Source organism: Synechococcus sp. CS-205, from assembly GCF_025128255.1.
Classification (GTDB): domain Bacteria; phylum Cyanobacteriota; class Cyanobacteriia; order PCC-6307; family Cyanobiaceae; genus Regnicoccus_A.
This window is the reverse complement of record NZ_JAHLZB010000024.1, coordinates 178,818-197,480: the sequence shown is the minus strand read 5'-3', so window position 1 is coordinate 197,480 and position 18,663 is coordinate 178,818. Positions and strand designations below refer to the sequence as shown.

General features: G+C 68.0%; 16 protein-coding genes. 5 read left to right on the top strand and 11 right to left on the bottom strand.

The features are described 5' to 3' along the window. The gene (gene psb32 / locus KQ297_RS06220) at positions 1-675 is read right to left on the bottom strand and encodes a photosystem II repair protein Psb32 (RefSeq protein WP_259738631.1); all 675 of its coding nucleotides are present in this window, start codon (positions 673-675) and stop codon (positions 1-3) included. A gap of 38 nt (positions 676-713) precedes the next feature. Beyond that, positions 714-1,121, bottom strand: a complete 408-nt coding sequence (locus KQ297_RS06215; protein WP_185464552.1) for a tellurite resistance TerB family protein — start codon at positions 1,119-1,121, stop codon at positions 714-716. Positions 1,122-1,232: 111 nt separating this feature from the next. Between KQ297_RS06215 and KQ297_RS06210 the strand changes: the two genes are divergently transcribed. Further along, positions 1,233-1,916 (top strand): cofactor assembly of complex C subunit B, encoded by a 684-nt coding sequence (locus KQ297_RS06210; RefSeq protein ID WP_259738717.1) that lies wholly within the window; start codon positions 1,233-1,235, stop codon positions 1,914-1,916. On the opposite strand, the gene lptC is transcribed toward KQ297_RS06210, so the two are convergent. Both lptC and metG read right to left on the bottom strand, forming a co-directional pair. Next, positions 1,828-2,964, bottom strand: coding sequence for an LPS export ABC transporter periplasmic protein LptC (gene lptC / locus KQ297_RS06205; protein ID WP_259738630.1), 1,137 nt, complete (start codon positions 2,962-2,964; stop codon positions 1,828-1,830). The two genes, KQ297_RS06210 and lptC, sit on opposite strands and share 89 nt — an antisense overlap. Next, positions 2,961-4,550, bottom strand: a complete 1,590-nt coding sequence (metG, locus tag KQ297_RS06200; RefSeq protein WP_259738629.1) for a methionine--tRNA ligase — start codon at positions 4,548-4,550, stop codon at positions 2,961-2,963. The genes lptC and metG overlap by 4 nt, the downstream gene beginning before the upstream one ends. Before the next feature lie 137 nt (positions 4,551-4,687). Between metG and KQ297_RS06195 the strand changes: the two genes are divergently transcribed. Next, complete coding sequence (locus tag KQ297_RS06195) at positions 4,688-6,511, top strand: FAD-dependent oxidoreductase (protein WP_259738628.1); 1,824 nt, start codon at positions 4,688-4,690, stop codon at positions 6,509-6,511. An 11-nt stretch (positions 6,512-6,522) separates the two neighbouring features. On the opposite strand, the gene KQ297_RS06190 is transcribed toward KQ297_RS06195, so the two are convergent. From KQ297_RS06190 to rpmG, 3 genes are all read right to left on the bottom strand, one after another. Continuing rightward, on the bottom strand, positions 6,523-8,547 hold the full coding sequence (locus KQ297_RS06190) for a ribonuclease catalytic domain-containing protein (protein ID WP_259738627.1): 2,025 nt from the start codon (positions 8,545-8,547) through the stop codon (positions 6,523-6,525). 34 nt (positions 8,548-8,581) lie between these two features. After that, positions 8,582-8,803 (bottom strand): 30S ribosomal protein S18, encoded by a 222-nt coding sequence (gene rpsR, locus KQ297_RS06185; protein WP_006171444.1) that lies wholly within the window; start codon positions 8,801-8,803, stop codon positions 8,582-8,584. A 74-nt stretch (positions 8,804-8,877) separates the two neighbouring features. Continuing rightward, positions 8,878-9,072 carry a 50S ribosomal protein L33 gene (gene rpmG / locus KQ297_RS06180; protein WP_185464558.1) on the bottom strand — a complete coding sequence of 65 codons (195 nt, stop codon included), beginning with the start codon at positions 9,070-9,072 and terminating at the stop codon, positions 8,878-8,880. A gap of 110 nt (positions 9,073-9,182) precedes the next feature. On the opposite strand from rpmG, the gene pheT reads away from it, so the two are divergent. Continuing rightward, complete coding sequence (gene pheT, locus KQ297_RS06175; RefSeq protein WP_259738626.1) at positions 9,183-11,645, top strand: phenylalanine--tRNA ligase subunit beta; 2,463 nt, start codon at positions 9,183-9,185, stop codon at positions 11,643-11,645. A 25-nt stretch (positions 11,646-11,670) separates the two neighbouring features. On the opposite strand, the gene rlmD is transcribed toward pheT, so the two are convergent. Continuing rightward, positions 11,671-13,071 (bottom strand): 23S rRNA (uracil(1939)-C(5))-methyltransferase RlmD, encoded by a 1,401-nt coding sequence (gene rlmD, locus KQ297_RS06170; RefSeq protein ID WP_259738625.1) that lies wholly within the window; start codon positions 13,069-13,071, stop codon positions 11,671-11,673. A gap of 121 nt (positions 13,072-13,192) precedes the next feature. Here rlmD and apcD point away from each other — a divergent pair, with 121 nt between their 5' ends. Further along, on the top strand, positions 13,193-13,687 hold the full coding sequence (apcD, locus tag KQ297_RS06165) for an allophycocyanin subunit alpha-B (RefSeq protein ID WP_185464561.1): 495 nt from the start codon (positions 13,193-13,195) through the stop codon (positions 13,685-13,687). A 939-nt stretch (positions 13,688-14,626) separates the two neighbouring features. Here apcD and KQ297_RS06160 read toward each other — a convergent pair. Further along, entirely contained in the window at positions 14,627-15,748 is a 1,122-nt protein-coding gene (locus KQ297_RS06160; protein ID WP_259738624.1) for a J domain-containing protein, read from the bottom strand. Positions 15,749-15,768: 20 nt separating this feature from the next. Then, on the bottom strand, positions 15,769-17,382 hold the full coding sequence (locus tag KQ297_RS06155) for a DUF3370 domain-containing protein (protein ID WP_259738716.1): 1,614 nt from the start codon (positions 17,380-17,382) through the stop codon (positions 15,769-15,771). A 285-nt stretch (positions 17,383-17,667) separates the two neighbouring features. Here KQ297_RS06155 and KQ297_RS06150 point away from each other — a divergent pair, with 285 nt between their 5' ends. Further along, a complete protein-coding gene (locus tag KQ297_RS06150; protein ID WP_185464563.1) occupies positions 17,668-17,862 on the top strand; it encodes a sigma factor SigF in 195 nt (64 codons plus the stop codon). On the opposite strand, the gene KQ297_RS06145 is transcribed toward KQ297_RS06150, so the two are convergent. Further along, positions 17,810-18,604 (bottom strand): sigma-70 family RNA polymerase sigma factor, encoded by a 795-nt coding sequence (locus KQ297_RS06145; RefSeq protein ID WP_259738623.1) that lies wholly within the window; start codon positions 18,602-18,604, stop codon positions 17,810-17,812. The two genes, KQ297_RS06150 and KQ297_RS06145, sit on opposite strands and share 53 nt — an antisense overlap. Between the last annotated feature and the right edge of the window lie 59 nt (positions 18,605-18,663).

The window sequence follows — 18,663 nt, the reverse complement described above, 5'->3', positions numbered from 1 at the left end:
TCAGCGTGAGAAAACCCACCAGGTGAGCATCGGCACGATGGTGCCCACCACCAGCAGCACGATCACCCACTGGAAGCCTTTGCCCGCAGCGGTTTCCTCCCGGGTGGGGATGTTGCTCACCACAGGAGCGGCCGTCTCTTCCAGAGGGGGGCCAGGGTCCTCCCCGCCCTGCAGGACCGTGTTCAGACGGGCTATGGCGTCGAGAGAGGCCTGGCGATAGCGGGTTCCAAGCCGCAGGGGAACCGCCATGGTGCTGTCGGCGGTGTCCCGCAGCAGCGAAGCCGGCAGTTGCTCCAGCAGCTCGGTGCTGGCAACAACGGCCGCCGTGTTGGTCTGGGCGTCGATCAGCACCAGCAAGTCACCCCCGGAGCTGGGCTCGGCTCCCGACCAGGCCTGCAGGAGCTGCTGACCGAGAGAGTCGAGTTCCAGTCCGTAATCGAGGCGGGACACAGTGAGCAACCTCGCCTGAACGTGGCCACTCTCCAGCTCGGCCAGGCGACGCTCCAGCTCGGCCGAGGTGGCGCGACTGAACAGTCCTGCCGTATCGATCAGGTGCTGTGAGGCCGGTGGCGCCGGCAGATCTCCGACTCCCACGGCCCAGGTTGCCGGGGCCAGCACCAGCAGGGGGATGACCAGGGCTGTGAACAGGGCCAGTACTCGGGGCAGCAGACGCACGGGAACCTGGAGATGAATCGTTGCCCCACAGTTTGCCCTCAGCTGGACAGGCTGTCGCGGTTGAGGGCCTCAATCGCTGCGAGAATCTGCCCGGCCTTCCCTCCAGGCAAGGCGAGTTGAACCGCCAGGCTCTGCAGGAACACCTGCTCGCTGGCCTGGACGACCCGATCGCTGTGAACCAGCTGGGCCGCCACCGCCAGGGCAGTTTCCCGCTGTTCGGTGTTCAGCACGGGGACCGCGGCAGTGACCAGAGCCTCAAGCCCCCCCTGGCGCAGGGCAGCCAGAAGGGAATCGAACAGTTCCGCAATGGCGAGGTCTGTGAGGTCGGCATAGGGGGTCCGGTGCTCCAGCAGGCCCCGCAAGGCCTTGGCCTCATCGCGGCCCAGCGTCCCATCACAGGCCACGGCGGCCAGGGCGATGGCGGCGAAGGCCTTGCTGGCTTCCATGGCAGGAGATCGGAACTGCTCCCATTCCAGCAACCCGTGGCCAGGCAGGGCCCGCCGGAGACTGGAATCCGTGTCAGCGTTCACGCCAACGTCGTGGACACCGTGACCACCATGCCCACCCCGGCCCGTTTCACCCTGGCGGCAGGGCTGCTGGGGCTCGGGCTCTGTCTGCTCAATCAGCTCACCGCGCCGGAGCTGAATCCGGCCCTGGAGCGTGCCGGGGTGCTGGCGAGCCTGATGGCGGTCGGTCTGATGCTGGTGGCTGTGCTCTGGACCCGGGCCCTGCCCCTCGCCCCCGAGCGCGTGGAGCTGGAGGGGGAGCAGGGGCTGGAGCTCGACGCCGAGCTACCCGAGGAGTTGAGCCTGGAGCTGGCCTGGGGGAGCCGCCTGCTGCTCACCGCCACTCCTGCCGCCAGCCTGCTGATCCACTGGCAGGGCAGGACCCTGCTGCGGCGTGGTCTGCTGGGCCACAGTCCTTTCGATCCTGGGGAGATCTGCCGCAGAGCCACGGCCAACGGCCGCACGGTCTCGCTGGTGAACCTGAAGCTCTACCCCGGCCGCGAGGAATTCAGCTGCCTGCCGGTGGGCACCCCGGCGGTGCTGGTCCAGCCGATCGGCAGCCAGGGCTGGCTGCTGGCGGGAGGCTGGTCGCCCCGCTGCTTCAGTCGCAGCGATGAACTCTGGATCGAGGGGTGGGCCGAGAAGCTCAGAACGTCACTGGAGCGGGCTGACGTCGCTCTTTCGAGGGAGGAGGCACCTTCAGCTCCGAAAACACCCGCCCCCCCGGGGTCGTGAACTCGGCCAGTCCCTTGGGGCCCACCTTCCCGAACAGCTGCTCACTGCGCGTGATCTGCTGATTCTGATCCCGCTCCAGCTGAACGCTTCCCCGCGCCTGGATGTCCTGGGTGTCCCAGTTCCAGCGGCATTCCCTGGCCTGGAGCCGTTCACCGGGCTGGCGAAGGCGACAACCACTCGGGATGATCGCCGTTTTCTCTGCCAGCACCAGCCGCAGGGAGTCTCCCGCCACGTTCAGCTGATCGACCACGCCGGTGAAGGGGAGAGCGGTGCTGAGGACCTGGTCCTTGGCATTCCAGCGGGTGCGCTGGGCATCAAGCACGGCCTTGCGGGAGGGGTCCGTGAAGCGCACCGGCGCGAGCAGATCCACCACTTCCAGGCGGGTGTTCCCCTGCAGCGACGATCCCGTGACCGTCTGGACAATGCCCTTTTCAGCGGCGGGCCGCCGCTCCCCCTTCACCGGACCCGCCGCCACCAGAGCGCCGGTGTTGGCCTGCCAGTCAGCCCGGCTCGCGCGCAGATCCAGCTCTGGTTGCTGCAGGCGGGTCTTGCCGCGCAACTCCAGCTTGTCCTTGTCGAGCAGGAACCGGGCCGTGGTGGCACTCAGGCGGCTCTGACGTTCGGTGAGCACGGGGCGCCGGTCGATCTCCATCAGCTGCCGGCCGGGCGTCCAGCGCACCCGATCCCCACTGATCACCGAGCCTCTGGGACCCAGCACCAGGATCCGCACCTTCCCTTCCAGCTGGATCACCTCACCATCGTTGATCACCAGGCCGCTGGTGGCCTCCACCTTGTACCGCGGCTTGCCGCCGACGTAGATCACGCCCCGGGGATCCGTGGCGCGGGCGACGCGCCGCTGCAGGTCGTAGCGGGCCTGCGGGCTGGTGAGCTCCCAGGCCGGGCGACCCTGACCATCCTGCTGGCGCAGGTTGAGCGAGCGGAACACGAAGGGCTGGGGCTCCTTGGGCTTGATCGGTTGGCGCGTGCAGCCCAGCAGGGCCACCAGAGGCAATCCGAAGATCAGGGCGCGGGCCAGGGGGGCCTTCACAGCGGTCCATCCAGTTCCAGCCTGGCCATCACCGGCTCCGGCTCGGGGAGGGGAGTGCCGGCGATCAATCCCCCCCAGCCCAGGCGCTGCTGCCACGGGGCGGGACCGCCAGGACCAGGGCCTGGAGCTCCGAGAGAGGAATCACTGGGGGCCGGGGGCTGGTTGAGCTGAAGCAGCATGCGGGTGGAGAGATCGGGCAGGATCGGCGCCAGCAGCAAGGCCACCAGCCGGGCGGCCTCCAGCACCGCGTAGAGGTCGTCGGCCACCTGCTGCCGCTGGCCCTCCTGCTTCATCCGGCTCCAGGGGGCCTGGTCGTTGAGGTAGCCATTGGCGCTGATGGCGAGCTGCAGGGAGGCTGCGGCGGCCTGACGGAAATCAAGCCGCTCCAGTCCCTCGATCACCTGCTGCCGGGCTGTGTCCGCCGCCAGGGCGAGGGGGTGGCTCCCGTCGAGACCATCACTGGGAGGCGGGACCGCCTGATCGAACCAACGTCTGGCCATTGAGGAGGTGCGGTTGAGCAGGTTGCCGATGGTGTTGGCCAGATCGTTGTTGACCAGATCGCTGAAGCGCTGCTGCTGCACATCGCCGTCATCGCCGAAGGGAATGTCGCGAAGCAGGTACCAGCGCACGGCATCGGGACCGCAGCGCTCCAGCAGCTCACCGGGATCAAGCACGTTGCCCAGGGATTTGCCCATCTTCTGCCCCTCCCGGGTGAGAAAGCCGTGCCCGAAGACCCGCTCGGGCAGCTCAAGACCTGCCGAGAGCAGCATCGCCGGCCAGTAGACCGCGTGAAAGCGAAGAATGTCCTTGCCGATCACGTGGATGCTTGCCGGCCAGCCCCGCTGGCTGAGCAGCCCCAGGTCGGGCGGATCCCCCGGCTCCAGCAGAGCGGTGAGATAGCCGAGCAGGGCGTCGAACCACACATAGAACGTGTGGCCGTCGTGGCCGGGAACGGGAATTCCCCAGGGCAGATCCAGCCGGGAGATGGAGAAATCGCGCAGCCCCTGGGCCACGAAGTTCTCCACTTCGCGGCGGCGGCTGGCAGGAGCGATGAAGCCCGGTCGCTGGATCAGCTCCTCGATGGCCTGCTGGTAGCGGGAGAGCCTGAAAAAGAGGTTGAGCTCATCGCGCCACTCCAGGGGTCGCTGGTGGGTGCCGCACTGGGGCGCTCGGGCCTCGGGGGGATCCTCCTTGAACTCCTCACAGGCCACGCAGTACCAGCCCCGCTGGCGCCCTTCCACCACATCGCCGGAGGCTTCAACCCGCCGGAAGAACTGCTCCACCAGCAGACGGTGGCGCGGCTCACTGGTGCGGATGAAGCGGTCGTGGCTGATCTGCCAGCGGTCCCACAGGGCCCTGTACTGATCACTCACCTGGTCGCAGTGGGCCTGGGGGGTGAGACCGGCCGCCTGGGCGGTGCGCTGGATCTTGAGACCGTGCTCATCGCAGCCGGTGATGAACAGCACCGATCGGCCCATCAGGCGCTGGAAGCGGGCCAGCGCATCGCAGGCCAGCGTGGTGTAGGCGCTGCCGAGATGGGGCTTGTCGTTGACGTAATAGAGCGGAGTGGTGAGGGTGTAAGTCATCGGCGGTGGTGAAGGGCCCGCTGCGCCGCCAGAGCGGCCCTGCGCCGGGGCCGGATCCTACCGAGTGCCATCCCAGCCCCTCCTCAGGGGGGTGCGGGCGCATCGGCACAATCGAGGTCGTGGAGTCGGCCACCCCGATGCGAGCACGAGACGATCAGGCGGCCGTGGTGGTCTGGGGTGGCGGCAGTGGCGGAGTGGCCGCCGCCCTGCAGGCCGCCCGTGGCGGCGCCGACACGCTCCTGCTCACACCAGGACCCTGGCTGGGGGGCATGGTGAGCGCGGCGGGGGTCTGTGCGCCCGATGGCAACGAACTCAGCCCCTGGCAGAGCGGACTCTGGGGCGCCCTGCTGCGCGCCCTGCAGCGGGAGGAACCCGAAGGCCTCGATCACAACTGGGTGAGTTGTTTCGGCTGGAGGCCAGCCAGCGCCGAGCGGGTGCTGCGGCGCTGGCTGGCTGCCGAACCGCGGCTGCGCTGGTGGAGCGGCTGCCGTCTGAGGCAGCTGGAGCGCACCGGCTCACGGCTCGCGGCGATGGAGCTGGATCACCAGGGCGAGCTGGTGCGCCTGAGCCTGCAGCTGGTCATCGACGGCAGCGATCGCGGGGATCTGCTGCCGCACGCGGGCGTGCCTTTCCATCTGGGCTGGGACGCCAGCGACGACTGGGGGGAACCCAGCGCACCCACCCGCAAGCGGCTGAATACCGATCCGTTCTTCCAGCACCAGCCGGTGCAGTCCCCCACCTGGGTGGTGCTGGCCCAGGAGTCGAATGGGCCCTGTCCAGGCGGGAGCACTCCTGCGGCTCCGTTCGAGCGGGCCACCGAGGCATTCGGCCTGGAGCGCACCCTCAGCTACGGACGCCTGCCCGGTGGGTTGGTGATGCTCAACTGGCCCCTGCACGGCAACGACTGGCACGACGGCCTGGAGCGGGCCTTCAGCGCTGATCTCACCGCCCAGGCGGAGCTGGCGCGAGCCATGCAGCAGCACAGCCTGGCGTTTCTCGGCGCCCTGGGGGAAGCCTCCGGCGGCTGGCTGCAGCCCGCCGGGGTGTTTCCCGAAGCCCCCGGGGGAGGCTCAGCGCTGGGAGGACCATCGCCCCTGGCCCTGATGCCCTACTGGCGAGAGGGCCGGCGGCTGGTGGGCCACCGCCTGGTGCTGGAGCAGGATCTGCTGCCCCTGGCGCCTGCCGGGCTCAGGGGCACCCCCGACGACGACGGGGCCTGGATCGGGCCGATCCCCTTCGATGGGGAGGGTCGCTGCAGCTCGATCGCGGTGGGCAACTACGCCAACGATCACCACTACCCTGGCGACGACTGGCCTCTGGCCCCCAAGAGCTGCCGCTGGGGTGGCCGCTGGAGCGGTACGCCGTTCATGGTTCCCTATGGAGCCCTGGTGAGCGCCGATCTCGACAACCTGCTGGCGGCCGACAAGGCCATCAGCTGCAGCCACATGGCCAATGGCGCCACCCGGCTGCAGCCACTGATCCTGAACATCGGCCAGGCCGCCGGGGCGGCGGCGGCCCTCTGCTCAGGCTCCGGCACGGTTCCGGCCGCCCTCGACGTCCGTCGTCTGCAGGAGGCGCTGATCAGCGACCCCCTGGCACCGGCCGGGCCGATGCCCCTCTGGGACACCCCCTGGCATCACCCGGACTGGCAGCGGCGCCAGCGGCGCGCCCTGCTGGATCCAGCGCTGCTGCAGCCGCGGGGGACCCTGGCGGCAAGCGAGCCAGCCAGCCCCTTCCAGGCCCCGGAGGAACCCCATGAGCGGGTCTTCGACGGCACCCTCGTGCCCGATGGAGACGGGAGTTACACCCTTGAAAGCGAACACCGCGCCTGGCCGCTGATCAGCCTGGAGCCTGGCCTGCACCACTGGCTGCAACAACAGGAGGCTCCCAGGTCGGTGCGCCTGATCGGCGTCGCCAATCCCTGGGGGCCCTGGCTGCGGGTGTCGCGGCTGGAGGCTTGATCGGTGCAGGCTCAGCGGGCCTCCAGCCTCAGCAGATCGGAGAGGGAATCCACCTGCTGGACCTGAACCGTGAGTGCATCCCCCGGCTGACACAGCTCCGGTGCCCGCACGGCCTGGTCCATCGCCAGTGACTCCAGGTGAACCAGGGCCAGGCGGTCCTGCTGGCGCAACCAGCGCAGAAAGACAGCGGGCCAACGCTCGCCGCGATGCTGCTCGAACCAGACCTGCTGCCAGTGGCGCTGATCCTCACGGCTGATCTGGATGCCTTCGCGAATCACCGGATCAAGCTCCTCGAGAAGCTCCCCCATCCGGGCGGCGTCGAGGGGCTGATCGCCGGTGAGGGTGGCGGCCAGCTGGCGCTGGGCCACCAGATCGGCGTAGCGGCGGATCGGCGAGGTGGCCTGCACATAAGACGGCAGCCCCAGGCTGAAATGGGGGCTCACTGCTGCGCTCGTGCAGCCGCGGCTGAGGCAGCGCCGCAGGGCCGCATGGCGGACAGGCCCTTCCGGGAGACTCTGCAACTCACTCTCGGGCGGCAACTCGCTCACCGGTTGGCCGCGAAAGGGCATGGCCAGGCCGAGGTCGACGGCATGGGCAGCCACCACCGAGCCGGTGAGGATCATCGCTTCGGCCACCAGGGCCCGAGCCGGCGAGGGATCGGTGATCTCCAGTTCAGCGTGCTCGTCGCGGCAGAGAATCCGTCCCTCGCTCTGCTCCATCGAGAGGGCCCCGCGGGCCTCGCGCCAACGGCGCCGGCGCTCCAGCAGCCCCTGCAGCTGGGCAAGGTCGGGCTCCTCGGGCGGAGCCATGTCGATCAGGGCATCAGCATCGCCGTAGGTGAGGCGGTAGGTGGGGCGGATCCAGCTGCGCAGCAGCTCATGGCGGGCCACGCTTCCATCCTCCGCCAGCTCGACCGCGCAGCTCCAGGCGGCACAGCGTTGCCCCTGGCGCAGGCTGAAGGGACCCACCGCCAGGGCCAGGGGGAACATCGGCACCACCCCCGAGGCCAGATAGAGGCTGGTGCCACGGCGCCGGGCCTCCAGATCGAGGGGGGAGCCGCTGGCCACCAGGCGGCCGGGATCGGCGATGTGCACCCACAGCCGCAGGCCGCCCCCCGCCAGGGGCTCCAGCGACACGGCGTCATCGATTTCCTCGGTGTCGGCGTCATCGATGGTGTAACTGCGCAGGGCGGTGAGATCCCGCCGGGTCTCATCGCCGGGTTGATCCTGCTCGGCCTGAGCCAGCAGGCCCTCGGCGTCCTCCAGCAGGGCCGGCGTGAACCCCTGGTCCCAGACGCTGCTGCGCAGAGAAGGCAAGGCATGGGGCTGCCACTGGCCCAGGTCCACCAGCAGACGGCGCACCGGTCCTGGTTCGGCGGCGCACTGGGCCTGCTGCAGGCCGCGACGAAGCTCCGGATCGGACAACGCCTCGATCTCACCGCCGGCGAAGGCCAGCAACTGCTGCAACTGCTCAACCTGGGCGGGGGCGAGATCGGAGGTCTCCAGGGGCGTGCGCTGACGCAGCAGGTCGTGCCACTGCTGCACCCGTCGATGCTCGAGCGCCTGTCGGTGACGGTCGTGACGGAGCTGGCGGAGATCACGCAGGGAACGGGGATGCACCCGGCCCTGGCGCCAGCGAAACAGGTGCTGCTCTGGCTGGTGCAGCCAGCACCAGCAGGCGGCCCGGGCTGCCGGACTGTCGCCGCCGGCCACCAGTTCGGTGAACTCCGCCAGGCTGACCCCCTCCTCGGGGGGCGCCTCCACCAGCAACAGCCAGGCGGCACCGAGATCGCGGCGACCGGGGGAAGCGGAAGCCAGGACCGATGGCTCCAGCAGCCAGGGGGATTGATCCAGACGGACTGGCGGCTCATGCACCCCCGGCAGGGGGGCCACCAGATCCAGCTGTCGCAGGGGGACGCTCTGGGAACGGGCGTCCCAGCCCGCCCTGAGACGGACACGGCTGCCGTTGATGGCTTCGATCAGAGCCAGTTCCGGCCCCTTCGAGCCGATCAGACCGACGAGATCACCCGGTTGCAAACGCCATGCTCCACAGGGGCAGGGAAAGGGCTGCTCAGCCTTCGGGGTTCACGAAGGGGAGCAGGGCCACGATCCGGGCCCGCTTGACGGCGTTGGTCAGGTCCCGCTGCTGCTTGGCGGTGAGACCGGACAGACGGCGGGGAAGGATCTTGCCGCGCTCGGTGATGAATTTCTTGAGCAGATCGACGTCCTTGTAGTCGATCGGATCACCGGGCTTGATCGGTGAGAGGCGCTTCTTGAAAAAGGAACTGGACATGGGTGGGCGAAAACGGACAGGGGACGGAAGGACGAGCTGCTGGGGTCAGCGCCGATGGCGACGACCCGGGGACCTCACTTGATCTCTTTGTGGACCGTGCTCTTGTTGCAGTGAGGGCAGAACTTCTTCAGCTCCAGCCGTTCAGTGGTGTTGCGGCGGTTCTTCTCTGAGGTGTAACGGGACACCCCAGGAGAGCGCTTGGCGGGATTGGACCGGCATTCGGTGCACTCGAGAGTGATCACGATCCGGACGCCCTTGTTCTTGGCCATGGGAAGGACGTGCGCCGCTAGATGCGAGGCGTAATGACAATCCGACACCCTACCGTCCCGGGCTCCGGCATTCCGATCCTTAGGATCTGGGCCTTGATCGATGCAGGCGGATGCGGGTCTCGCTCCAGTGGTTGCGGGAACTGGTCTCCTGCGATGGTCCGGTTCAGGAGCTCGCCGAGCGCCTGTCCATCGCCGGCTTCGAGGTGGAAGCGATTGACGACCTCGCCAGCCAGGCCGAGGGCGTGGTGGTGGGCTACGTGGAAGACAGGCAGCCCCACCCCGATGCCGATCGGCTGAGCGTCTGCCAGCTGCGGGTGGGGCCGGCCAGCTCCGGCGAGCCCTGCTTGCAGGTGGTCTGCGGGGCCGCCAATGTGCGTGCCGGCATGCATGTCCCGGTGGCTCTGGTGGGTGCTCATCTCAGCGCCGTGGATCTGACCATTCAGGCCAGCGAACTGCGGGGTGTGACCAGCACCGGCATGATCTGCTCCCTCAAGGAGCTGGGCCTGGCCGACAGCTCGGACGGCATCGCCGTACTCGATGAACTTTTGGAGACCGTGCCGCCCGTGGGCACGCCTGTGGCGGCTTCTCTGGGCCTCGATGACCAGGTGCTGGAGCTGGCGATCACCGCCAACCGCCCCGACGGACTCTCGATGCTGGGCATCGCCCGGGAGGTGGCGGCCCTCACCGGTGGCAGGCTCAGCCTGCCGCCCGCCGCGTCGGTGATCCCCGCTGAGCCCCTGCCCGTGGGAGAGGCCAGCGCCGCTGCGATCGAAGCGGGCGGCCTGTTCAGCCTCACCGCCCTCACGGGTGTGCGGGTGGAGCCCTCGCCACGCTGGTTGCAGCGTCGCCTGGAGCGGGCCGGTCTGAGGCCGATCAACAACGTGGTCGACATCACCAACCTGGTGATGCTGGAAACCGGGCAGCCCCTGCATGCCTTCGATCAAGGACGCCTGGCGGCCCTGGGGGGCAAGCCGGCGGACCCGGCGGCCCTCGGCCTGCGCCCCGCCCAGGCTGGCGAGAACTTCGACGCCCTCGATGGCTCCAGCCATGCGCTCAGCCCCGAAGCGCTTGTCGTGACCTATGGGGATCGGCCGATCGCCCTGGCCGGGGTGATCGGTGGCGCCGAGACAGCGGTGCATCCCGGCAGCGACGCCCTCTGGCTGGAGGCGGCCATGTTCAGCGCCGAGGCCGTGCGCCGCAGTGCCCGCAGCGTGGGCCTGCGCACCGACGCCAGCGCCCGCTTCGAGAAAGGCCTGCCGAGTGAAGTCACGCTGACGGCCGCCGACCGGGCGGTGCAGCTGCTCCAGGAGCTGGCGGGAGCCCGGGTGGAAGGTCGCTGGCTGCACCGGCGTCCCCACCAACCGGCGCCACCCCTGCAGCTGCGGCGCGATGCCCTGCACAATCTGCTTGGTCCGGTGCTGGTGGACGGCCGGCCGGAGGATCTGCCCGACGGTCGCATCGAGCAGACCCTCACGGCCCTGGGCTGCAGCCTCGTGGCGGAGAGTGAGGGCTGGCTGGTGACGGTGCCCCCATCCCGCTCCATGGACCTCACCCGGGAGGTGGATCTGATCGAGGAAGTGGCCCGGCTGGTGGGCTACGACCACTTCGCCAGTCACCTTCCCGACCCGATCGAGCCGGGGGGGCTCGAGGCCGGGCAACAGGCGGAGCGGTGGTTGCGCCAGGCGCTCTGCCACGCCGGGCTGCAGGAAACCTGCGCGTTCTCCCTGGTGCCCGCCCAGGGGTTGATGGATCACCCTCCGCGGCTGGGCCTCACCAATCCCCTGCTCACCGACTACGGCCACCTGCGCGACAGCCTGCTGGATGAATTGCTGCTGGCGGCACGGCGCAACCTGCAGGCCTCGATGCCGGGGTTCTGGGCCTTCGAGATCGGACGGGTCTTCCAGGTCGAGGGGGAGAGCCTCAAGGAGCAGGCCGAGCTGGCCGGGGTGATCTGCGGCGAGCGACGCTCGGAGCTCTGGAGCAGCGGCGGCAAAGGGCGCAGCCTCGACTATTTCGAAGCCCGCGGTGTGCTGCAGCAGGCCCTCGCCGCCCTGAAGGTGCCGTGCGAGGACCGGCCAAGCGGTGATCACCCCCTCCTGCACCCAGGCCGCTCGGCGGAGCTGCTGGTGGAGGGCCGGGTTGCCGGCTGGTTCGGTCAGCTGCATCCCCAGCGGGCGGAAGACCTCGATCTGCCGGAGGCCACCCACCTGTTCCAGCTCGCCCTCTCTCCCCTGATCAGTGCCGCCACCCGGCGCAACCGCTGGCAGCCGGCCTTCACTCCCTTCGCCACCGTGCCGGCCTCCGAGCGCGACCTGGCCCTGGTGGTTCCCGATACGGTCACCGCCGCCCAGCTGCTCAGCGCGATCCGCAAGGCGGGCAAACCATTGCTGGAGAGAGCGGACCTGATCGATCGCTACCAGGGCAGCCAGGTGGAGGCGGGCAGCGCCAGCCAGGCCTTCCGCCTGCGCTACCGCGACGCCCGCCGCACCCTCACCGAAGTGGAGGTGGAGCAGGCCCACACCAAGATCCTGGGGGCCCTGCAGAAGCAGTTCGGGGCAGCCAGACGCACCTAGGGCTGAGGCCGGCGCCGCCCAGAGCTCAGCCGGTTGGTGTCTCCCAGGTGCGCTCCAGCACGGCCAGGGCCTCCACATGCTGAGTCTGGGGGAAGAAGTCGATGGGCTGAACCCGTTGCAGGCGCATGGTTCCCGCTGCCGTGAGCCGGGCCAGATCCCTCGCCAGGGTGGCAGGGTTGCAGCTCAGGTAGGCCACCCGCTCGGGTGGCGAAGCCAGGATCGCTTCGCAGACCCGCTCCGGCAGACCCTTGCGCGGCGGATCCAGCAGCAAGCCATGGGCGCCCTCGAGGGCTTCAGGCAAGGCCAGGGCCACATCGGCAACCTCGACGGTCAGGCCATTGAGGCCGTTGAGACCGGCATTCAGCCGGGCCTGCTCCACGCTGGAGGGGTGCTGCTCGAGACCCAGAACCCGGGCGCCGGCGGCGGCCAGGGGCAGGCTGAATGTGCCGATCCCGCAGTAGGCATCCACGAGGTTGCGGCCAGGGGCGGGGCGAAGGACCTCGATCAGCAGGGGCACCAACCGCTCGGCCTGGGCGGTGTGCACCTGGAAGAAGGTGTCGGGCCCGATCCGGAGCTCAAGACCGGCGAAGCGGTCGTTCAGCCATGGGCGGCCCGCCACGACCACCGTGCGCGGCCCCATCAGGGTGTTGGTGGGCAGGGGCTGGATGTTCAGACCGACGCCCACCAGCTCCGGCCAGCGCTCCATCCAGATTTCCGCCATCGCCGCCAGATCGGGCAGATCGCTGTGGCTGCTGATCAGGGTGAGCAGCACTTCACCGGTGTGGTGCCCGACCCGCAGGGCCAGGTGGCGCAGGCCCCCCCCTTCGCTGAGATCCACATCCACCGGCCAGTCGCTCTGCTCGAGATCACGCTTGAGGGGGGCGATCAGGCGATCGATGCGGGGATCGAGAACCGGGCAGCGGTTCATGTTCACGATCCGGTGGGTGCCGCTGCGGTAGAAGCCGGCCCTCAGCTGACCATAAGGGCAGCGCTCCAGGGGAATCGTGGTGCGGTTGCGGTAGCCCAGGGGGGTGTCCGAGGCCAGGATCGGCTCCACCGCGAGGCCCTGGCCGCCGATGCGGCGCAGGGCCTGCTGAACCAGATCCTGCTTCCAGATCAACTGGGCCTGGTCCTGGAGGTGCTGGACCCCGCAGCCTCCGCAATCCGAGGCAAGGATGCAGGGTGGCTGCCGCCGCTCCGGGGCATCGTTGCGCCGCTCAAGGGGATGAGCCACCAGATGGCGCTGGGCCCTGTGGTGCACCCTGGCCAGCACCCGCTCCCCCGGCAGGGCCTCGGGGACGAAGACCACCAGGTCGCGACCTGACTCCTCGCTCGAGCTGATGCGTGCCACCCCCTGGCCGTGATGGTTGAGGCCGGAAATGCACAGATCCAGGTCCGTACCTGGGACCGGCAGGGGAAGTCCCATCTGGATCGGAGCGCCTTGGACGTTGAGCAAACCCTAGATGCAAAGGGGCGTTACATCTGAAGACGTCCTTCGGCGCGGAGCATCACGGCTCGATAAAGTCATTAGGCGCCTGGTGTCCTTGATGAGCGTCGTTCGGGATCTGATCCTCCAAGCCGATGATCAGTTGCGGTATCCCAGCGGCGGAGAACTCCGCTCGATGGCGCAGTACCTCTCTGGAGGCCCCCAGCGCATCCGCGTGGCCCGCGCCCTCGCCGAGAACGAGAAAAAAATCGTCGATGAGGCGGCGCGCCTGCTGTTCTCACGCAAGCCTGAATACGTGGCCCAGGGCGGCAATGCCTACGGCCAGAAGCAACGGGCCCAGTGCCTGCGTGATTTCAGCTGGTACCTGCGCCTGGTCACCTACGGAGTGCTGGCAGGCAGCACCGAGAAGATCCAGGAGATCGGTCTCAACGGAGCCCGCGAGATGTACAACAGCCTCGGAGTGCCCATGGCGGGCATGGTCGAGAGCATGCGCACCCTCAAGGAGGCCTCCCTGGCCCTGCTCTCCACTGATGATGCCGCCAGCGCTGCCCCTTACTTCGACTACCTGATCCAGGGCATGCAGACCCTGGGCTGAGCCAGACCTTGCCCCCTGCTCACGCACCAGCGGAAGCGCTGCTCAACCAGCAGCCAGGGGGCTGATCCCAAAAGCCCTTGCATCCGTTGCCCAATGAATTGGCGATGGACTGGAGCAGCCACGAGGCCCTTGGCCGAGCCTGCCAGGGGTCTCACTTTTGTCTTGACACAGGACTAGCTGTGCGTCTCATGTGAGACCTCTGAACTCACAGGATGACCTGAACCGGCGGCAGTCGGAAGCCTGAGTGGAGCGACGCCGGACGATCTGACAGCGATCAGCGCAGGCCAGACGCGCTTGAGGTCAGAGCGTTGAGAGCGTCTCAATTAAGACTTCTACAGCGTCTAGAACAGAGACACAGTCGAGACTATTGCACAATTCCAGCCCTGCGCCCTCTCAGAGGCGACGGACAAGTCCCTGATGGCTTTGGCTGCATCGAACGGCATCCGCTGGCTCGGGTAGCGGATGAGAGGCCGGATCGCCAAGGCAGGGCGCTCAGGCAAGACCAATCTCTGGACTCAGAACAGGTCTCATCATGGACTGCTCGGTCCTGAGTTGGACCGAATTCAGGTCCAAGCTCTGCTCACAGATGAGACGCCAGGGACCCATCAACACGCGAGCCTCAAAGGCCGTGTTTTCAGCTTCCGCCCAGGACCCGAGTCATGGCCCCTGCAACCAGAAATGATGGCGTACCTGTGTCTGCAGCAGGTACGCAGAAAAGAAAACGCTGGCCACCACAGGCCTCTTGCGCTGCTTTGAGCCCCTGGAACGCCTGTCCAGGCCCGGCTGGACACAGCCTTTCCCATGACCGCAGAGAACAGGACCGAAGGCGCGGAGCCAGCTCCGAATCCAGCGAGACACACCATCGGTCGCATTCGGGTCTCGCAGCCGGACCAGACAAGAGTCTTGGATGAGAAGAATGGACCAGGACCACGAGTGGGTTCAGGCCGGTCGGCGGTAGAGCTCCTTGAGCAACTGATACGCCTCATTGAGGCGGCGCATCGCATCGGCACTCCCACCGGAATCCGGGTGGTGACTCATGGCCTGCTCGCGGTAAGCCTCGCGGATCTGGTTGAGGCTGAGCTTGTGCCCAGGCGCCGTGGGCAAGGCCAGCACCTTCAGGGCTCCCTGCAAGGTCATCGTGTGCTCCAGGGTCTGGAAGGAGGTTCCCCGACGTCGCCTGCGGAAGCGATGCACAAACCGGCGGATCAAGGTGGGCACCCGCAGCGTCAGGGTGTCAGTGCTGAAGGGGTCCTCGAGCAAGCCTGCCGCCACGATCACCCGGTTGAAACTGGGCGGCCCCGCTGGCCAGCCGCTGACGAACCCGGTGACCCACTGTTCGATCAGGGCCCAGGTGAAGGGCCGTCCTTCCGCCTGATCCGACTGGACCCAGATGTCCCGGGCCAGCCAGACCATGGCGGCTTCCAGCACGGCCTCGTTGGCCGCCGTGCCGTAAAGGCTGAGCCAGTGCTCCTCGGCGGCCAGCAGCGCCTGATCCAGTTCTGATGTCTTGACGGCAGGAAGCGGTTCCCCCTGGGCCGCCGGCCTGGGATGCAGGCTGCGGCGCAGGCGCGCCGATGACTGCCTGACGAAGCCCGGCAGATCGATTCCGGCTGGGCCCGGGGCTTCGCGCAGCTCCTGGGTCTCTGGGTTCCGAGGGCGTCTGGAAGGGATCTGCAGGGAGGAAGGCCCCAGGGGGTCGCTCGCTCGTGCGGCAGAGGAGGCCTCACCTGCCTCAGCAAGTCCATCGGGCTTCTCCGGCTCACCCAGCTCATCCAGTCCCAGCTGACCCTGATCGGGGGAGACCAGTCGGTTCTCCTGACCTGTGACCAGGACGAGGGCCCGGCAGGAATCCAGCTCCTCCTCAGCACCGGTCTCCTCCCCATCCTGGTCACCGTCCTGGCCATCGGTACCGGGGAAGAGGTCATCCAGCAGACGCTCCAGCAGGGCTCCGCGGCTGCGGTGGCCGAGCTGCTTGCACAACTCATCGATCTGCTCCACCTGGGCGACGGGGAGGATCAGTTGAATGCGCTGGCGATCCGCTTTCGTGTCGTCGGGTGCCACGGCAACCTGATCAGGACGGGCTAGCGGCCCATCAACTGCCTGAGAAAGCGTTGCTGAGCCAGGGCGGCCTCGCGGTAGCGATCCCGCAGCTGCTGAGTCTCCTGGGGGGAGGCCGGAGGTGTTGTGCCCACGGGCACTTCCGCCAGGGAGGGAGAGGCCTGGGGGGTCTGATTCAAGAACTTCAACGGTGGCAGGGGCGGCAACCAGGCCGGGATGATCGGCGGCCGGGGCAAGGGTGGCGGAGTGGGCCGTGGGGCAGCGCCGGCGGGTTTGACGGGGCGCCTGACGGGCCTAGCAGGGGCCGCAGGAGTCGGCGCGGTGGCCTGAGCTGGTGGGGTAGGGGTCACCACGGCCGGCAGTGTCGTCGCTGGCTTGGTCTTGCGCTTGGCTGCGGCCGCTTCAGCGGCAGCCCGGGCGACGGCCACCTGCCGCTCCCGCTCGCGCAGCTGCGCGAGCTGATAGGCCGGCACCACGCTGAGCAGATGTCCAGGGGTGGCATCGGCCGGGTACACCATGCTCACCTTGACCCTGTTGTTCACCCCTGGTCGCAGGTTCAGCTGCCTGAGGGAGAGACTTTCGCCAGAACGCATGCCCACGTGCACTTCGCCGTAGCCCTGGTCGGTCTCGATCCCGATCGATCCCCGAAAGGCGGTGAACTGAGCGCCATCGGCGGTGGGATGGCTGAAGACCAGCTCGTAAGGGCCAGCGCCCTTCAGATTCAGCTCGACATCGAAGCGGACGCCATAGGTCCCGACATTGTCGAGGGAGGAATCGATCATGCGGCTGGCCAGGGCATTGACCTGAATATCACCGGTGCCGAAATGGTGCCGGTTGGTGCTGGTGAAGGGAACGTGCAAGGGGGACTGGGTGAGGTCATGGCTGAGGCTCGCTTGAAAGGCATCGCCGAGAGCCACCCCACCGACCCGTGAGAACACCTGTCGGTTCCGGATCTTGGGAAGCATGCTCAGGTAGGTGCGCCCGGGAGCCAGCACCCCCTGATCGAGCACCGCGAAGAGATCGGCATCGCTGCGGGGATCCTCGGCAGCCACGACGGCCATCTGGAAAGGCCCGTCACTGCGGCCGCTCAGAAGTCCGTTGGCGATTCCCCTGGCTGGGAGCTGGGTGTGGAAGAGAACGGCCCGGCTGTTCGCGGGAATGGTGAAGCGCTCAGGCAGTTTCGGATCGAGCTGGTTGCGCAGCATGATCACGGCAGTGGCGTCACCGGGACCGGTGTTCCAGGGCCTTGGGCCCAGCGGCTTGACCCCCATCAGGTGGTTGGCCAGATACGGCGCCTGGAAGCTGTTGCGCACCGCACCGCGATCGAATTCCAGGGTGACCGGTTGGGGGCCCGGGTTGATCACGATCGTGGCCAGGGTGAGCTGCCCGCGCACCAGGCCATAGCCCAGACGGGTGGCGTCTTCCGGGTAGTACTTGTGGTGCATGTGCAGGCCAAAGTCACCGTTGAAGGTGAAGGTGGCGTTGCGCAGTCTCTGGCGGTTTTCCCTGGCGATGGCTGATCCAGGAGCCGTGTTCACCAGAATGCCCGGGCCGAACACTTCCTCGGGCTGGTTGGAGTGCAACACCGGCACAGCGTTGAAGCGTCCCCGCAGAGGCCGTGCCGCCTGACCCGCCATCAGGGGCACAGCGGCGGCCTGGGCCGCTGGCGCCACCAGAACAGCACCGGAGAGACCGGGAAGAATGGCGACGGCGGCGAGACCAATGGGACCTAGATTGCTCACGCTGATTCTCGGCTGGGACGGGATGGCTGGTTGGCGCGGATCGCTCCTCGTGGCGGCGGGTCTGGACCCTTGGCCATCGTGAAGTCTCGCTGACCCTGCGATGCAGCCCCCGGCGGGGAGGTGACATCACATCAGGGGTGGACCGCTCGCTAGAACCAACCCTACCCGTGACATTTTCTCATGTTTCCGCCGTTGCCCTGCTTCGGGGCTTCCTGCTGCGACCCCGCCACCAGTCGTCGTCAGCATCAGGAGCGCAAGCTGCGCATGCTCACGTACTGGCGAGACGGAATCGAGCGGCAACTGGCGGCGGTGAGTGCCGCGATCAGCACGCTGGAGAAGCAGATGGACCGCGATGGGGCCCCGGAGCAGGGCTGAAGCCCAGCCCCTCCCTTTCCAGCTGCTGACGCAGGGTGTCGAGCGCCCGGGCCAGCAGACGGTGAACGGTCATCGGGCTGACCTGCATCAGGCGGGCCGTGCACCTGAGGCTCTGACCGGCCAGCACCACCTCCCTCACAACGGTGCGCTGGCGCTGATCGAGCTGAGCCAGCATCCCAAGAATCCGCTCAGCCATCTCGCCGGCATCAGGATCGTGCTCCGCTTCGGTTTCGGGGGCGGCAAGCTGCACCTCCTCCGCGTCCAGGCTCACGAGCCGTCCCAGTTGGCGCAGTTGCTCAAAGCGGCGCCACTGGGGCTCGCTCAACCCCAGCAGCCGGCGCAGACCGGAGTGTTCCATCGACTCCAGGGGGCTGGCGGAGTTGCCGGCCGGGCTCTGCTCCAGTCGGCGCAGGCGGTCTTCCAGCTCCTTCTGCCGACGCGGAAGCCGGATCACCGGAGCCTGGTCGCGGAGGTAGTGGAGGATCGCTCCGCGGATGTGATGGCGAGCGAAGGCCTCAAACGGCGTGCCCTGATCGCTCCTGAACAGTTCAGCCGCCCGCAGCAAGCCCAGCAGACCCACCTGGGTGAGATCGTCGCGCCCCTCCCTGCAGAGGGTGCTGTAGTGATGCGCAATCGGCCGCACCAGCTCCAGGTGCCGGGCCACCCGGTCGTTGCGTTGGCGTAGTCGCCGGTTCAGTGCAGAGCGGCGCGTGCGGGGTTGAAGCAGGGAAGAGCTGGTCATCGGAGCCGTGACGGTGGATGTATCTGGAGCGATAGAGGGAGCCGCAACGCCAGGTCGCT